General features: G+C 40.8%; 16 protein-coding genes. 11 read left to right on the top strand and 5 right to left on the bottom strand.

All coding sequences use genetic code 11. The annotated features are described in order from the left end of the window. Positions 1–18: 18 nt before the first annotated feature. Entirely contained in the window at positions 19–273 is a 255-nt protein-coding gene (locus NSU13_RS11625) for a DUF2624 domain-containing protein (RefSeq protein WP_024423008.1), read from the bottom strand. 140 nt (positions 274–413) lie between these two features. Between NSU13_RS11625 and NSU13_RS11620 the strand changes: the two genes are divergently transcribed. The 5 genes from NSU13_RS11620 to NSU13_RS11600 all read left to right on the top strand — a co-directional run bounded on the left by NSU13_RS11620 (position 414) and on the right by NSU13_RS11600 (position 4510). Continuing rightward, complete coding sequence (locus NSU13_RS11620) at positions 414–1295, top strand: YitT family protein (RefSeq protein ID WP_024427967.1); 882 nt, start codon at positions 414–416, stop codon at positions 1293–1295. A 135-nt stretch (positions 1296–1430) separates the two neighbouring features. Continuing rightward, entirely contained in the window at positions 1431–2207 is a 777-nt protein-coding gene (locus NSU13_RS11615) for a metal ABC transporter ATP-binding protein (RefSeq protein WP_144491404.1), read from the top strand. Continuing rightward, positions 2207–3067, top strand: coding sequence for a metal ABC transporter permease (locus NSU13_RS11610; RefSeq protein WP_034280150.1), 861 nt, complete (start codon positions 2207–2209; stop codon positions 3065–3067). Before NSU13_RS11615 ends, NSU13_RS11610 begins: the two co-directional genes overlap by 1 nt. After that, positions 3045–3473, top strand: coding sequence for a Fur family transcriptional regulator (locus tag NSU13_RS11605; protein WP_003217433.1), 429 nt, complete (start codon positions 3045–3047; stop codon positions 3471–3473). Before NSU13_RS11610 ends, NSU13_RS11605 begins: the two co-directional genes overlap by 23 nt. A 119-nt stretch (positions 3474–3592) precedes the next feature. Continuing rightward, positions 3593–4510, top strand: a complete 918-nt coding sequence (locus NSU13_RS11600; RefSeq protein ID WP_081124587.1) for an ROK family protein — start codon at positions 3593–3595, stop codon at positions 4508–4510. Between the two features lie 66 nt (positions 4511–4576). Here the strand turns inward: NSU13_RS11600 and NSU13_RS11595 are convergent, their stop codons facing one another. Beyond that, entirely contained in the window at positions 4577–5155 is a 579-nt protein-coding gene (locus NSU13_RS11595) for a hypothetical protein (protein ID WP_081124586.1), read from the bottom strand. Positions 5156–5294: 139 nt separating this feature from the next. Between NSU13_RS11595 and NSU13_RS11590 the strand changes: the two genes are divergently transcribed. Next, positions 5295–5657, top strand: coding sequence for a DUF308 domain-containing protein (locus tag NSU13_RS11590; RefSeq protein ID WP_024423002.1), 363 nt, complete (start codon positions 5295–5297; stop codon positions 5655–5657). A 43-nt stretch (positions 5658–5700) separates the two neighbouring features. On the opposite strand, the gene ispG is transcribed toward NSU13_RS11590, so the two are convergent. After that, positions 5701–6816, bottom strand: a complete 1116-nt coding sequence (gene ispG / locus NSU13_RS11585) for a flavodoxin-dependent (E)-4-hydroxy-3-methylbut-2-enyl-diphosphate synthase (RefSeq protein WP_024423001.1) — start codon at positions 6814–6816, stop codon at positions 5701–5703. Between the two features lie 105 nt (positions 6817–6921). Beyond that, positions 6922–7224: a hypothetical protein gene (locus NSU13_RS11580; RefSeq protein ID WP_034280157.1), complete on the bottom strand. Its 303-nt coding sequence runs from the start codon at positions 7222–7224 to the stop codon at positions 6922–6924. 200 nt (positions 7225–7424) lie between these two features. Here NSU13_RS11580 and NSU13_RS11575 point away from each other — a divergent pair, with 200 nt between their 5' ends. After that, positions 7425–7970 carry a GNAT family protein gene (locus NSU13_RS11575; protein ID WP_101676869.1) on the top strand — a complete coding sequence of 182 codons (546 nt, stop codon included), beginning with the start codon at positions 7425–7427 and terminating at the stop codon, positions 7968–7970. Positions 7971–8042: 72 nt separating this feature from the next. Here NSU13_RS11575 and NSU13_RS11570 read toward each other — a convergent pair whose 3' ends face one another. Then, positions 8043–8801: a DUF1189 domain-containing protein gene (locus NSU13_RS11570; RefSeq protein WP_041117993.1), complete on the bottom strand. Its 759-nt coding sequence runs from the start codon at positions 8799–8801 to the stop codon at positions 8043–8045. Positions 8802–8945: 144 nt separating this feature from the next. On the opposite strand from NSU13_RS11570, the gene NSU13_RS11565 reads away from it, so the two are divergent. The 4 genes from NSU13_RS11565 to NSU13_RS11550 all read left to right on the top strand — a co-directional run bounded on the left by NSU13_RS11565 (position 8946) and on the right by NSU13_RS11550 (position 13889). After that, entirely contained in the window at positions 8946–9431 is a 486-nt protein-coding gene (locus tag NSU13_RS11565) for a DUF456 domain-containing protein (RefSeq protein ID WP_024427974.1), read from the top strand. Between the two features lie 182 nt (positions 9432–9613). Beyond that, entirely contained in the window at positions 9614–10222 is a 609-nt protein-coding gene (sodA, locus tag NSU13_RS11560) for a superoxide dismutase SodA (RefSeq protein WP_007501264.1), read from the top strand. Between the two features lie 122 nt (positions 10223–10344). After that, positions 10345–11631, top strand: a complete 1287-nt coding sequence (locus NSU13_RS11555; protein ID WP_034280166.1) for an MFS transporter — start codon at positions 10345–10347, stop codon at positions 11629–11631. Between the two features lie 122 nt (positions 11632–11753). Beyond that, on the top strand, positions 11754–13889 hold the full coding sequence (locus tag NSU13_RS11550) for a penicillin-binding protein 2 (RefSeq protein WP_081124582.1): 2136 nt from the start codon (positions 11754–11756) through the stop codon (positions 13887–13889). The last annotated feature ends 106 nt before the right edge of the window (positions 13890–13995 follow it).

The raw sequence follows: 13995 nt of genomic DNA, 5'->3' as shown, positions 1-13995 counted from the left end.
AATGCGGCCCTTTTTTGCTTAACTTGTAAACTGGTTAAACAAATCATTCACAGTCTGTGCTGTCTGTTTAGAAGTAATCGCTTCCACTTGCTTAAGAAGCCGGTTACGCTCTGAGTCATTAAAAATATTGATGTTTTTCCCGTTCATGAGTTTGGCAACCTCAGCAGCTTGATGAGACGTTAAACTGACGCCGTACTGTTTCGCATACCTTAACAGATCGTTTGCTGTGATCTGATTGAGCCGCTGCAGGACAATTTTTTGAATTAAAATCAATTCCATTCCTCCCCTCTGTAACAATGTATGGGCGAAAACGGAAAATGTGCAAAAAATTTTATTTTATTCTGTGAAATGATAAAATAGTAAAGTGAATAAAATGTTCATTGAAAATTTAACATGTGTAGAAGGGAGAACGTATGGCAAATAGTAAACAGCATAGAAAGGAATCAGTGCCTCATTTTATTTTGAGAATTTTTCTGATTCTAGTAGGAGCTGCATGTGCAGCAGTCAGCATTGAATTATTTTTAGTGCCAAACAATATTATTGATGGAGGCATCATCGGCATTTCGCTTATTTTGGATTATCTCTTTACAGATAACCCGTTTATAAATTTTGCGACGATTGTTGTCATTTTAAATATTCCATTTATGATATCAGGATACAAGCATATTGGGAAAACCTTTCTGATTTCCACTGTGATTGGGATTGTCAGCTTAGCCGTGATTGAATCTTCACTTCATCATGTGGAGGCATTTACAACACAGCCGATCTTAGCCACTGTATTTGGAGGGCTATTACTTGGATTTGGTGTTGGACTTGTCATCCGTAATGGAGGTTCAATGGATGGAACAGAGATCTTGGGAATTCTTCTGACGAAAAAAATTCCTTTCTCCGTCGGTGAGTTTGTCATGATCGTCAATGTGTTCATTTTTATTTGGGCAGGCTTTGTTTTCGGACCAGAGCAGGCTATGTATTCTGTCATGACATATTATTTGGCAATGAAAACAATTGATGCTGTTATTCAAGGGCTTGATGAAACAAAAGCTGTGATTATCGTATCAGACTATTATGATGAAATTTCAGATGCGATTCTGCATCGACTCGGCAGGGGAACGACAAAGCTGAGAGGAAAAGGCGGCTATACAGATGAAGAAAAAGATGTCATCTACGCCGTTGTCACAAGGCTTGAAATTACAAAGCTGAAATCCATTGTATTTGAAATTGATGACCAAGCATTTATCACGATTATGGATACGCATGAAACAAAAGGCGGTAAGTTCAAAACAGCCATTCATTAGCTTTTATTTTACTTTTTTATCTTTCTTTTATATAATGAAATGTATGTATGGACAGAGAAAATGGCAAAAGCCATTTTCTTTTTGTTGTATAAATCGTAATCATTCTTTTTATATTGATTAAAGGTGGAAAGATTCATGGCAAAGCCAATTATTGAAATGAATGACATTTCGTACTCGTATGGACAGCGAAATGTCATTGATCACATTCATTTAACAGTAGAGGAAGGAAACTTTCTAGCACTTGTTGGACCGAATGGTTCTGGTAAAACAACCTTATTAAAATGCCTGCTTGGGCTCATTAAACCGCAGCAAGGTGAATTAAAGCTATTTGGCACGCCTGTTTCAAAATTTAGAGACTGGGATCAAATTGGATTTGTTTCTCAAAAGGCGAATAGCTTTAATACGGGTTTCCCTGCTTCTGTATATGAGGTCGTCGCAAGCGGACTGACCGCGAAAATTGGTTTGTTTAAACGAATGAGCAAGCAGGATAAATGGCAAGTAGAAGATGCCATTCGCTCAGTTGGCATACAGGATTTAAAGCATCAAAACATCGGTGAGCTTTCTGGCGGACAGCAGCAGCGTGCATTTATTGCCCGTGCGCTTGTCAGCCAGCCAAAGTTGCTCATTTTGGATGAGCCCACGGTTGGAGTAGACCAGCGGACAGTAGAAGGCTTTTATCAGCTGCTCGAAACATTGAACAAAGAAAAAGGAATGTCTTTAATTCTCGTCACACACGACGTTGGCACCGTTTCTGATAAAGTCACCCATGTGGCTTGTTTAAATCAGACACTGCATTTCCACGGGGATGCAGAAGCGTTTGATTCAATGGATGATCAGGCGCTATCCCAATTTTACGGGCATGACATTCAAGTGATTCATCACGACCATCACCATCATGGGGGACATGAATAATGCTATTTCCATTTTTTCATTATGAATTTTTACAAAATGCGTTTATCGCAGGTATACTGATTGGTTTTATTGCGCCCTTACTTGGTGTATTTATTGTCGTAAGAAGGCTCTCGCTTATTGCAGATGCCCTCAGTCACGTATCACTTGCCGGTATTGCCGCAAGTCTATTTCTTGATAAAAAGTTTGGCCTTTTGACAGGGGTAAGCCCGCTCTACTTAGGGATGGCTTTTTCTGTTGCGGGTTCATTGTTTATTGAACGCCTGCGCTCAGTGTATAAGCATTATCAGGAGCTTGCCATTCCTATTATTTTATCAGGGGGTATTGGGATCTCCGTCATCTTCATTTCACTAGCGAATGGCTTTAATACAGATTTGTTTAGTTATTTATTCGGAAGTGTCAGTGCGGTTTCAAGACTTGATCTTTGGATTATTGTAGGGATCTCACTCGTTGTTGTGTTAGTTGTTGTGCTTTTATATAAAGAATTGTTTCTGCTTTCTTTTGATGAAGAGCATGCAAAGGCTTCTGGTATTTCAGCAAAATGGATTCATTTTATTTTTATCTTAGTCGTTGCACTTGTCATTGCGGCATCGATGCGTATCGTCGGTACACTGCTTGTGTCGGCGCTCATGACGCTTCCTGTTGCGGCAAGTATCCGCATTGCCAAAGGATTCAAACAGGCGATTTTCCTTTCGATCTTATTTGGTGAATTGTCTGTATTGGCCGGATTGATTTTAAGCTATTATCTTGATTTAGCGCCAGGCGGAACCATTGTGATGCTGTCTATCTTGATTTTAATCGGGTGTATTAGTATTGGGAAATTCAGAAGGGGGAATCAACATGAACGTACAAGAAGCGCTTGATTTATTAAAGGAAAAAGGCTACAAATATACAAGCAAACGTGAAGACATGCTTCAATTGTTTTCTGATTCTGATAAATACTTGACGGCTAAAAATGTGCTGACGGCACTAAGTGAAGACTACCCTGGTCTCAGCTTTGATACGATTTATCGAAACTTGTCACTATATGAAGACCTTGGAATATTAGAAACAACAGAATTGTCAGGGGAGAAACTATTCCGTTTTAAATGTTCATTTTCCCATCATCACCATCACTTCATTTGTCTTACATGCGGGAAAACAAAAGAGATCGATGCCTGCCCTATGGACAAGCTCGACGCCGATTTAGAGGATTATCATATTAGCGGACATAAATTTGAAATATATGGAACGTGTCCTTCCTGCGAACCGAAGGAAGTTCACTCATGAGAAAGCCAGCCCTGGAGCTGGCTTTTTTGTTTTCTCTTTTGAAAACGTTTTACAAAGGGAGGCTGTTTCATTAAAATGAGATCAAGGTACTACATTTTGAAGTAAAGGGAGGGGTAAAGGTGGCCTATTATGTCGTGTTTGATGTAGGCGGGACGAGAACGAAACATGGATTAATGGATCAGGATGGAAAGCTGGTCTCTAGCGGTGACTATCAGACGAACTGCCGGCAGCTTGAACCGTTTTTAGAAGCCATGGCAGATGTGGTCAAGGAATATCAAAGGATGACGAATATCAGTGGTATCGCCATCAGTCTACCAGGCTTTGTGGACAGTGAATCAGGTTATACAGAATTTGCAGGCGCCATCATCGCCTTAAATGGTCAAAATGTAAAAGCACTTTTAGAAGAGAAAACGTCTCTTCGTGTAGAAGTGGAAAATGATGCGAACTGTGCAGCTCTCGCAGAAAAATACAGCGGTCATGCGAAAGATTGTGACAGCTTTATTTGTATGACAATTGGCACTGGTGTCGGCGGGGGTATTTTTGCTAATGGTCAGCTTGTGCGCGGTGCATCCTTCCGCGGTGGTGAATTCGGCATGATGCTGACAGAGACGGAAAATGGCCAGTTTACAACTCTTAACAGCAGCGCTTCAACGGCTGGATTAATTCGGAGCTATAAAGAAAAGCAAGGAATACCGCAAAGTACTCAAATAGACGGTCAAGAAATTTTTGAAAAGGCGAAGCATGATCCGGCCATTGAGAAGCTGGTGGATCAATGGTACAAGCGAATAGCCATAGGCGTTTACAATGTAGCGACTGTTCTTAACCCGGAGAAAATCCTCATTGGCGGAGGCGTAAGTGCAAGACCAGATTTATTACAAAACATTGAAAAACATTTACATACACTGCATGCATGGAAGAACATTCAGGTGAAGCTGGAAACTTGCTGCTACTTGAATCAGGCAGGCATGAAGGGGGCACTTTACCATTTCCTCATGAAAGAAGGGCAGCTTGCTCCATTAAAAAAGCCGATACATTAAATGTATCGGCTTCAGCGTGTAGACAAATCCTCGTGTTTGTTCCGCTTCGGTGCTCGCTCAGTTACATTAATAAGCAGTTTGCAGACGCTGCTCGTATTGTTTGATCCACTTAGATGCTTCCTGCCAGTTGTTTACGCGTATAATTCTGTCGTCGATTGGCATCTGGTTATAAGGGGAGTTAAAAAGGATAACCGGGATGTCAGCCTCTTTTGCAATCATTGTGGCATTGCCATGATGGTCTTCAAAAAATACATCAATTTTGTGCTTTTGAACGGCTTCCAGCTTATGATGACCGCCAACCAGCTCAATAGCATCATAGTGCACGTCATGTTCTTGAAACCACTTGTAGGTGATATCTGAATGCTGCTGCCTTCTTGCGGTAATATAAATCAGTCTGTGCTGCAGCTTCATTTCGTCGAGGATCTCTTTTGCACCCTCAGCAGGCTCTGCCTGTTTATAAATAAGAGGCTCGTGCTGATCCATCCAGCCCCAAAATTCTTCTTGAGAAATCTTTAAAAGCTTCGTCAAATCATACTCTGTCATATCATCTAGTGTCATGGCACATTGGAACGACTCATTTAAGTAGGGGACAAAGGTGTCCTGCGCCGTCACTGTACCATCAATATCAATTCCTAAACGTAACATGCCCACACTCCTCATTTTTATACTCTTAAAGTGTAACATAATCAATTCACAATTCCAGCAAGTTTTAGCAATCATGAAACGGACATTTTTGCTCATACTAAAAAAGCTCCTTTCTATTAACCAAAAGGGGGAATTGATCATGGAAAGAGACGAGGATTTCAGAAGAAATGATCGTGAAATCGACACACACTTTAGTAATGATGATGGCTATTTAGAGGAAACAGCTGCTGAAATTGCAGAGCCATATCAAGCTTCAAGAGATCGAGAAGATAGACGAGGACGTGACCAAGCAGGTGACGATTCAGGCAGTAAAGGGATAGGCTATACAGCACTCGCGATTGCGATTATCTCATTATTTGTCTTGCCGGTGCTATTAGGGGTAGCGGCAATCGTCGTTGGTTATATTGCACGAAGAAAAGGAGCACATGCGCTTGGCGCGTGGTCAATTGGGATCGGAATTGTTTCCGTCATCCTAGGCATATTTATCACCCCGTTCTTTTAACAAGAACAGAAAAACGCCTGACTATGACGTCAGGCGTTTTTTGTTAGGCATTCGCTTGTTTTTCTTTTTCAGCTTCCATTTTCGCATAATGTTCTTCAGCGATTTTATCAATTTCTTTTTTCAGTTCTTCGACCATTGTTTCTTCCGGTACTTTACGAACAATTTCACCTTTACGGAACAATAAGCCTTCGCCTCTAGCGCCTGCGATTCCGATGTCCGCTTCACGCGCTTCACCTGGACCGTTAACAGCGCAGCCGAGAACTGCTACTTTAATCGGTGCTTTGATTTTAGAAATATATTCCTCGACTTCATTTGCAATGCTGATGAGATCAATTTCAATTCGTCCACAAGTTGGGCAGGAGATCAGTGTTGCTGCATTTGATGCAAGACCAAATGATTTCAACAATTCACGTGCTACTTTTACTTCTTCAACTGGGTCAGCACTTAATGAAATGCGGAGTGTGTTCCCAATTCCCATATTCAAAATAGCGCCAAGTCCAGCTGCACTTTTGACTGTACCTGCAAATAACGTACCTGATTCTGTAATCCCAAGGTGAAGAGGATAATCAAAGGCTTTAGCCGCTTTTTCGTATGCTTCAATTGCAAGGTTTACATCAGATGCTTTCATACTGACGATGATGTCATGAAAGTCTAGGTCTTCTAAAATTTTAATGTGATGCAGTGCACTTTCGACCATACCATCTGCTGTTGGGTAGCCGTATTTATCAAGAATTTTTTTCTCTAATGAACCAGCGTTTACGCCAATACGGATTGGAATGCCTTTTTCTTTTGCTGCTTTGACAACTGCTTCGACTTTTTCTCTTCTTCCGATGTTTCCTGGATTGATTCGGATTTTGTCTGCGCCTGCTTCAATCGCTTTCAGGGCAAGCTTATAGTCAAAATGAATATCCACAACAAGCGGGATGTTAATTTGCTTTTTAATGTCCGCAATTGCATTTGCTGCACGCTCATCTGGACATGCGACACGCACGATTTGACAGCCTGCCTCTTCTAAACGTTTAATTTCAGCGACTGTCGCTTCGACATCATGTGTTTTGGTTGTTGCCATACTTTGAATGACAACCTCATTATTTCCACCTATAGTTAAAGGTCCCACTTTGACGGGACGCGTTTTAGTACGATGTGTGACTTCACTCACTTGTCAATCGCTCCTTAGTGTACAAGCAATCCTTTGCCGTGTACGTCGTGTTTTACAGTTCATATTGTAACAGTCTCTTTGTATGAATGACAAGGAATTAACGTTTTATCTCTTATAGACAGGAAACTTATATGTGCTGCCTGCCCTGATTTCGTTCGCTTTAACACCTTGATTCAGCTCCTCGAAATCTTTAATGACGTCATCAAGCGGCTTGCTTGTATGTACGATGGAGAGGACCGTTTCACCTTGTTTTACAGTGACGTTCTTATATGTCTTTTTCTCAGTTGTTTGAAGGGCACTTGCTGGAACGGCTGGGTTTTCCTCAACAGGAATGGTTCCATTTTTTAAATCAAAAAAGATAATAAAGAGGACAAACAAACTGATTAGTAAAAAAAGAATTCGCCGCATTTTACTCACCGCTTTTAAGAGTTTACTTCAGTCTATGCATGTCCTGAAATGATAGAACCAAAAAGAGGAGAAAAGCTGGAAAGGATGGTTCTAGTTAGTCCTAGTATGTCTTGTAATAAAAACTTCTTGGGTCGTTGGTGTAGTAAATAGGAGAGCAACCTCATATGGCCAGTATGATAAAATAATAATGGGGGGATTTTATGAAGAAGGTTAGTCAGCATATATATGTGAGAACACTAACAGAAAATGATGCAGAATCACTGTTAACATTAGAGCTTGAGAACCGCTCATATTTTCAGGAATTCACACCTTTGGTCAAAGATGATTTCTTCACGTTAACTCGCCAAATTGAGCGAATTCAGCGGAGTAGGCAAAGAAGTGCACAAGATGAATCTTACATGCACGGTATTTTCTTAAATGAAACCGATGCTTTAATTGGGACGATCTCATTAAGTTCTGTCGTAAGAGGTCCGATAGAAGGAGCTTGGCTCGGGTATGTACTCGATCAAAGGCAGGGCGGAAATGGATATATGACAGAAGCCATTCGTTTAATCATTGACTATGCCTTTTTTGAGTTGAATCTCCATCGTATTGAGGCTGGAGTAAAGCCGAGTAATAAGGGTTCCATTCGTGTACTTGAAAAGACAGGTTTTGAACATGAGGGACTAAATCGTAAAAAAGTAAAGATTAATGGAGTGTGGGAGGATCACTTTTTATTTGCGATCATCCATCCAGATGAGTCCTAGCATGAACATACATAAAAAGCTCCTCCAAGACGGGGGAGCTTTCATTGTGTAGATAAATCCTTGTTGGATGGATCATTTGCTTTTTTTGGCAGGAATTTCTTTCACAACAAGATATAAAAAGATAAAGTTAATGACCCAATTTAATAAAAATGAGTTTGCAACAGGCGTGTTTAATGCACTCATAATGGCGAAAAAGACCGTTGTTAATGTGAGTGAATAAGCGGAGAGCTTCCAAAGCATTTGAAAGGACAGCTCTTTTTGCTGCATTCGTTTAATAAATGTACCAAGCATCGCAAGGAATGTTGCGCTGATAAACATGAGAGCCGCAGTTGATAAATATAGCAGTACACAGATGACAGGGATGATAATCGCTTGGTTCTGATTTGTGACGCGGGCGAGTTCATCTTTTGTCAGCGTTCCACCAAGGAGCTGATATGGAATATCTGTCATTTGTCCATCAATGGCAATCACTGCTTTTTCCTTTAATAAAGCGATGGCCGTTTGCTTTGATTCAAGCTCACTTGCTTTTATTTTTTCAGCAGGATCAAAGATGATCGTGATGCCGTTTTCTTCTTTTTCTATTGGTGCACTTTGATCCGCTTGAAGTTTACCTTTTTCGATAGAGAAGTCGGGTAAATCTTTTTTGATCACATGCTGAAATCCTGACATCGCATTCGAGATCTCTTGGCTCATATGATACCCCTGAGGAACTGCTGCGATGATTGAAAGGATAAAAATGAATAAAATTGCTTTACCGATCCCTGTAAAGCGTGCTTTAGCAATATCTTTTGGTGAATAAATTCCTTTTAACAATAGATTAAATACGTTCAATACCCATTCACTTCCTACATTCTTTTCTATTTCTCATATTGTATCAATGTCTATCCATCAAGTACAAGTATGGCCTTCATCACTGGTTAAGATAGAAGGAATGAGGCATAATGTATACAGCATATAAAAGGAGGCGGCAGGGTCTTGGACATTTTGTATTGGATACTGATTGGCTGTGCATTTATCATTGCGTTTGTAGGACTGGTTTATCCAATTATTCCGAGTGTGGTCTTTATGGTTCTCGGATTTATTCTATATGGTTTCTTCTTTAGCTTCGAGCCGCTTACCCTGACGTTCTGGCTTATTCAAGCCATGTTTACTGCCGTCTTATTTGCGGCAGATTATGTCTCAAACCTGATTGGGGTAAAGCGCTTTGGCGGCAGCAAAGCAGCTATTTGGGGAAGCACCATTGGGTTATTAGCTGGTCCTTTTGTGATACCCATTGCAGGAATTATTATTGGTCCATTTCTTGGGAGTGTCATTGCAGAGCTCCTTGTTCATCAAAAAGATCTGAAGACGAGTGTGAAAGTCGGATTAGGCTCATTAATTGGATTTGTATCAGGTGTTTTTGCAAAAGGATTGATTCAAGCGCTGATGCTTGGCATCTTTTTATTTTATGTCCTTCGCTAAGTTGAAAAAGGGTGTTTAAAACTTTTTCAAAAGGGCTAAATACAAAATAAACACTGAAATGTTTCAGAACATGAGCAATAACGTTGAAACAAGCTGTTTCTTTTGATACTCTTTGAGTAGGGTGAATTGCTGACTTACAAAGGAAGCATTTCAGTACATACATTTTAAGGAGGAATTTAACCATGGCTTTTAAACTTCCAGAATTACCATATGCTTACGATGCATTAGAACCACATATCGACAAGGAAACAATGACGATTCACCACACAAAACACCACAACACATACGTAACAAACTTAAACAAAGCAATCGAAGGTGTATCAGCTCTTGAAGATCAATCAATTGAAGAGCTAGTGGCTAACTTAAACTCAGTGCCTGAAAACATTCGTACAGCTGTACGTAACAATGGCGGAGGACATGCGAACCACTCATTATTCTGGACGCTTCTTTCACCAAACGGTGGCGGCGCACCAACTGGTGAACTTGCAGATGCAATCGAAAAAGAATTAGGCGGATTTGAAAAATTCAAATCTGATTTCGCTGCAGCAGCTGCAGGACGCTTTGGTTCTGGTTGGGCATGGCTTGTTGTGAACAACGGAAAACTTGAAATCACAAGCACGCCAAACCAAGATTCTCCTTTAACTGAAGGAAAAACGCCAATTCTAGGACTAGACGTTTGGGAGCATGCTTACTACCTAAACTACCAAAACCGTCGTCCTGATTACATTTCAGCATTCTGGAATGTTGTGAACTGGGATGAAGTAGCTCGCCTTTACAGCGAAGCTAAATAAATCATTTGATTTGAAAAGACCTGCTCTTTAGAGAAGCAGGTCTTTTTATATTTTCCCTCCTTTTTTTACATATCTGCCTTTTGATGAGACAGACTATTGTGTAGAAAAGGAGAATGAATGGTATGAGCAGATTAAAGAAAATGTTCGGGGACATGGATGTTACAAAAGATTTATTGCTCCTCCTCACGATTGGCGGGTTATACGCACTTGCCATTGCGCTTTCGAATACGTTTGTAAATGTGTACTTATGGAAACAGTCCGGGAAATTCACAGATCTTGCGATTTATAATTTGGCCATTGTTGTGCTTCAGCCCATTACATTTTTATTCGCTGGCCGGCTCGCAAAAAAAATAGACCGGGCGTTTGTCCTTCGTTTCGGTGTCATCTTTTTAGCCGCTTTTTATTTAATTGTCTTAATGGCAGGAGAACAAGCGGCCGCACGGCTAGTTTTATTGGGAAGTGTCCTTGGGATCGGCTATGGTTTTTACTGGCTTGCTTTTAACGTACTCACCTTTGAGATCACTGAGCCTGAAACAAGAGATTTCTTCAATGGATTTCTTGGGGTGCTTTCCTCAACTGCCGGCATGATCGGTCCGCTCATTGCGGGAATTGTCATTTCTCAGTTAACGGATGATACAGGCTACACCGTCATTTTCACATTATCGCTCTTTTTGTTTTCACTAGCGGTTGTGATGAGCTTTTTCCTCAAAAGAAGGCAGTCAAAAGGCAAATTTATGATCAAACAAATTTGGAAAGAACGTCATGCAGATGAGAATTGGCGTAGGATTACAACAGCTCACTTTTTTCAAGGGCTTCGTGAAGGGGTCTTTGTCTTCTTAATCAGTGTCTTCGTGTTTATTGCAACAAACAGTGAGCTTGCTCTCGGGACGTTTGGTTTAGTGAATTCAGGTGTTGCCTTTTTTACTTATTTCTTCGCTACACGTTTGATTAAGAAAAAGTGGCGGAAGAAGGCCATCATGCTTGGCGGGCTGATTTTATACGGCGCCTTGTTTTTAATCGTTTTCCACTTGTCCTATGTATCACTTCTGATGTATGCGGTAGCCATTGCAATAGGATATCCGCTCCTGCTTGTTCCTTATGTATCCTTAACATATGATGTCATCGGCCATGCAAGGTACGCCAGAAAGGCCCGAATTGAATATATTGTGGTCAGAGAGCTATTTTTAAATGCCGGCCGTATTTGTTCGATTGTTTTGTTCCTGCTGTCTGTCACCTTACTAGGTGATGAGCTCGGAATCCCTGCATCACTTGTTGTACTCGGAGCGGGGCACACCCTCATTTATTACTTTGTAAAAGATATTCATTTGAAAGAAAAAACAGCTGATATGAAAGAGGCTGACGGTCAAAAGCCAGTTTCTCAAACGAACCTTATTAAGGGAGAAAGGTAAAATTTCTTACCAATGGAACATCAAATTTCTAGATAAATGATAGAAAAACCGCTAAAATGATGATGGCACCTTTTATACACAAAAAGGGGTGCCATTTCTTTCTTGATAGAAAAGGTGATGTGATGAGAAACAAGAAAAACAAAAAAGACGCGAAGGAAGGGCGCAAAACACTTCCGATCCGGCTGAATTTATTATTTTTAGCTGCCTTTATTATTTTTACCGGCGTTGTCGTTAGACTCGGGTTTGTGCAAATTGTCAATGGAGAAGATTATAAAAAGCAGGCAGAAAAACAAGAGGATGTGAATGTCAGCTCATCTGCTCCGCGCGGAAAAATTTATGATCGAAACTACAATACGATTGTCAGCAATAAAGCGCTGAATGCCATTACATATACGAGAACCTCGACGACTTCACAAGAAGAGCGGCTCAAAGTGGCATCAAAATTAGCGGATATGATTCATGTGAGTACGAAAAAAATCACAGATCGTGACAAAAAAGATTTCTGGATCTTAACGCATCCGAATGAAGCGAAAAAGCTTGTTCAAAAAGAATCAGAATTAAAGGGTGACGATAAGGTCTCTGATGATAAACTATATGAGCTTCAGCTAAAACGCATCACAGACAAGGAATTAAATCAACTGACGAAAAAAGATTTACAAGTGCTTGCCATTAAAAGGCAGATGGATGGAGGCTATGCACTTACACCTCAATTTATTAAAAATGAAGATGTAAAGCCAAGCGAAATTGCTTACGTCTCTGAGCATTTGGACGAGCTGCCAGGTGTTGATGTGACGACAGACTGGTCACGCAGCTACCCGTATAAAGGACTGCTCCGCAGTATGCTCGGCAGTGTGTCTTCGAGTGATGAAGGTCTTCCGCAGTCACTTCTTGAGCATTATCTATCACTCGGCTACAGCCGAAATGACCGTGTAGGAAAAAGCTATCTCGAATATCAATATGAAGATGTCCTGCAGGGCCAAAAGGAAAAAGAACAGAGTACAACTGATAAACAGGGCAATGTCACAAGCTCTAAAGTGTTAACAGAAGGTAAGAGCGGGAAAGACCTTGTGCTTACAATTGATATTCAGCTGCAAAAAGCAGTTGAAAAAATTATTGAAAAGAACTTGAGAAGTGCGAAACAAAGAGGGGGAACTGAGCTTCTTGATCGCGCATTTGTTGTTATGATGGACCCAAGAAATGGAGAGGTTCTCTCTGTTGCGGGTAAGCAGATTTCTAACAAAAACGGAAAATACAAATTCGATGACTACTCATTAGGAACGATGACATCCTCATATGCGATGGGATCAGCCGTAAAAGGGGCCACTGTACTGACTGGATATAAAACAGGCGCTATTCATATTGGAAGTACCCAATACGATGAACCTCTCTATATCGCCCAGTCACCGCCAAAGAAATCCTATCAAAATATGGGACTCATTAATGATTTAACAGCACTAGAGCGTTCATCAAACGTGTATATGTTCAAAACAGCGATCGCCATTGGGAAAAGCGAATATCGTAAGAATCAGCCGCTCCCAATTGATCCGAAAGCATTTGATACGTTCCGCTACAATTTTAGTAAATTTGGCCTTGGCGTCAAAACAGGTATTGACCTGCCAAACGAAGCAACGGGCTACAGAGGAACGTCTACACAATCGGGGCTCTTACTTGACTATGCGATTGGACAGTATGATACGTTTACACCGCTGCAAATGGCGCAATACGTTTCAACCATTGCAAATGGCGGGTATCGATTACGTCCGCAGCTTGTCAAAGAAGTGAGAGAGCCAGATCCGCAGCGAGGCATTGGAGCTGTGACAGAATCCGTCAAACCAGATGTATTGAATAAGCTAGACATGACAAGTGATGAAATCAAGCGTGTCCAGCAAGGCTTCAAGCTTGTGATGCAGAACCCAAGAGGGACAGCCTATTCAAACTTTGGCAACAAAAAGTATAATCCAGCAGGCAAAACAGGAACCGCTCAATCATTCTATGACGGCCCAATTAAAAGCAAGCGCGGTACACCGACCTATAACACAACTCTTGTAGCGTATGCGCCTGCTGATAATCCAGAAGTGGCCATTTCCGTTGTCGTGCCATGGGTGTATCAAGACTACAACCAGCGCTATCCAATTACAAATGATATTGGTGAACAAGTATTAGATAAGTACTTTGAACTGAAATCAAAACAGGAAAGCAATGATACACAGGCGAAAAACAAAAACAAAATTGAAAATGAAGCAGAAACAAATAACTAGACATTTCATAGGTAAAAACGCTCACTTTTTGTGGGCGTTTTTTTACGTTTTCTTCAAAAATTTTGATATAAATTGACAAAATTCATAAAAAACGCCGCAATTTCTC

It is taken from the genome of Bacillus sp. FSL M8-0049 (assembly GCF_038593355.1).
GTDB lineage: Bacteria > Bacillota > Bacilli > Bacillales > Bacillaceae > Bacillus > Bacillus safensis.
The sequence above is the reverse complement of the archived record's forward strand: the minus strand, read 5'-3'. Positions and strand labels throughout refer to the sequence as shown.

What these genes read in the sequence shown, in the direction of transcription:
- sodA (WP_007501264.1), top strand. Translation starts at nt 9,614, where the DNA reads ATGGCTTTTAAACTTCCAGAATTACCATATGCTTACGATGCATTAGAA.
- NSU13_RS11595 (WP_081124586.1), bottom strand. Translation starts at nt 5,155, where the DNA reads ATGTTACGTTTAGGAATTGATATTGATGGTACAGTGACGGCGCAGGAC.
- NSU13_RS11575 (WP_101676869.1), top strand. Translation starts at nt 7,425, where the DNA reads ATGAAGAAGGTTAGTCAGCATATATATGTGAGAACACTAACAGAAAAT.
- NSU13_RS11610 (WP_034280150.1), top strand. Translation starts at nt 2,207, where the DNA reads ATGCTATTTCCATTTTTTCATTATGAATTTTTACAAAATGCGTTTATC.
- NSU13_RS11580 (WP_034280157.1), bottom strand. Translation starts at nt 7,224, where the DNA reads ATGCGGCGAATTCTTTTTTTACTAATCAGTTTGTTTGTCCTCTTTATT.
- NSU13_RS11620 (WP_024427967.1), top strand. Translation starts at nt 414, where the DNA reads ATGGCAAATAGTAAACAGCATAGAAAGGAATCAGTGCCTCATTTTATT.
- NSU13_RS11550 (WP_081124582.1), top strand. Translation starts at nt 11,754, where the DNA reads ATGAGAAACAAGAAAAACAAAAAAGACGCGAAGGAAGGGCGCAAAACA.
- NSU13_RS11590 (WP_024423002.1), top strand. Translation starts at nt 5,295, where the DNA reads ATGGAAAGAGACGAGGATTTCAGAAGAAATGATCGTGAAATCGACACA.
- NSU13_RS11555 (WP_034280166.1), top strand. Translation starts at nt 10,345, where the DNA reads ATGAGCAGATTAAAGAAAATGTTCGGGGACATGGATGTTACAAAAGAT.
- NSU13_RS11605 (WP_003217433.1), top strand. Translation starts at nt 3,045, where the DNA reads ATGAACGTACAAGAAGCGCTTGATTTATTAAAGGAAAAAGGCTACAAA.
- NSU13_RS11615 (WP_144491404.1), top strand. Translation starts at nt 1,431, where the DNA reads ATGGCAAAGCCAATTATTGAAATGAATGACATTTCGTACTCGTATGGA.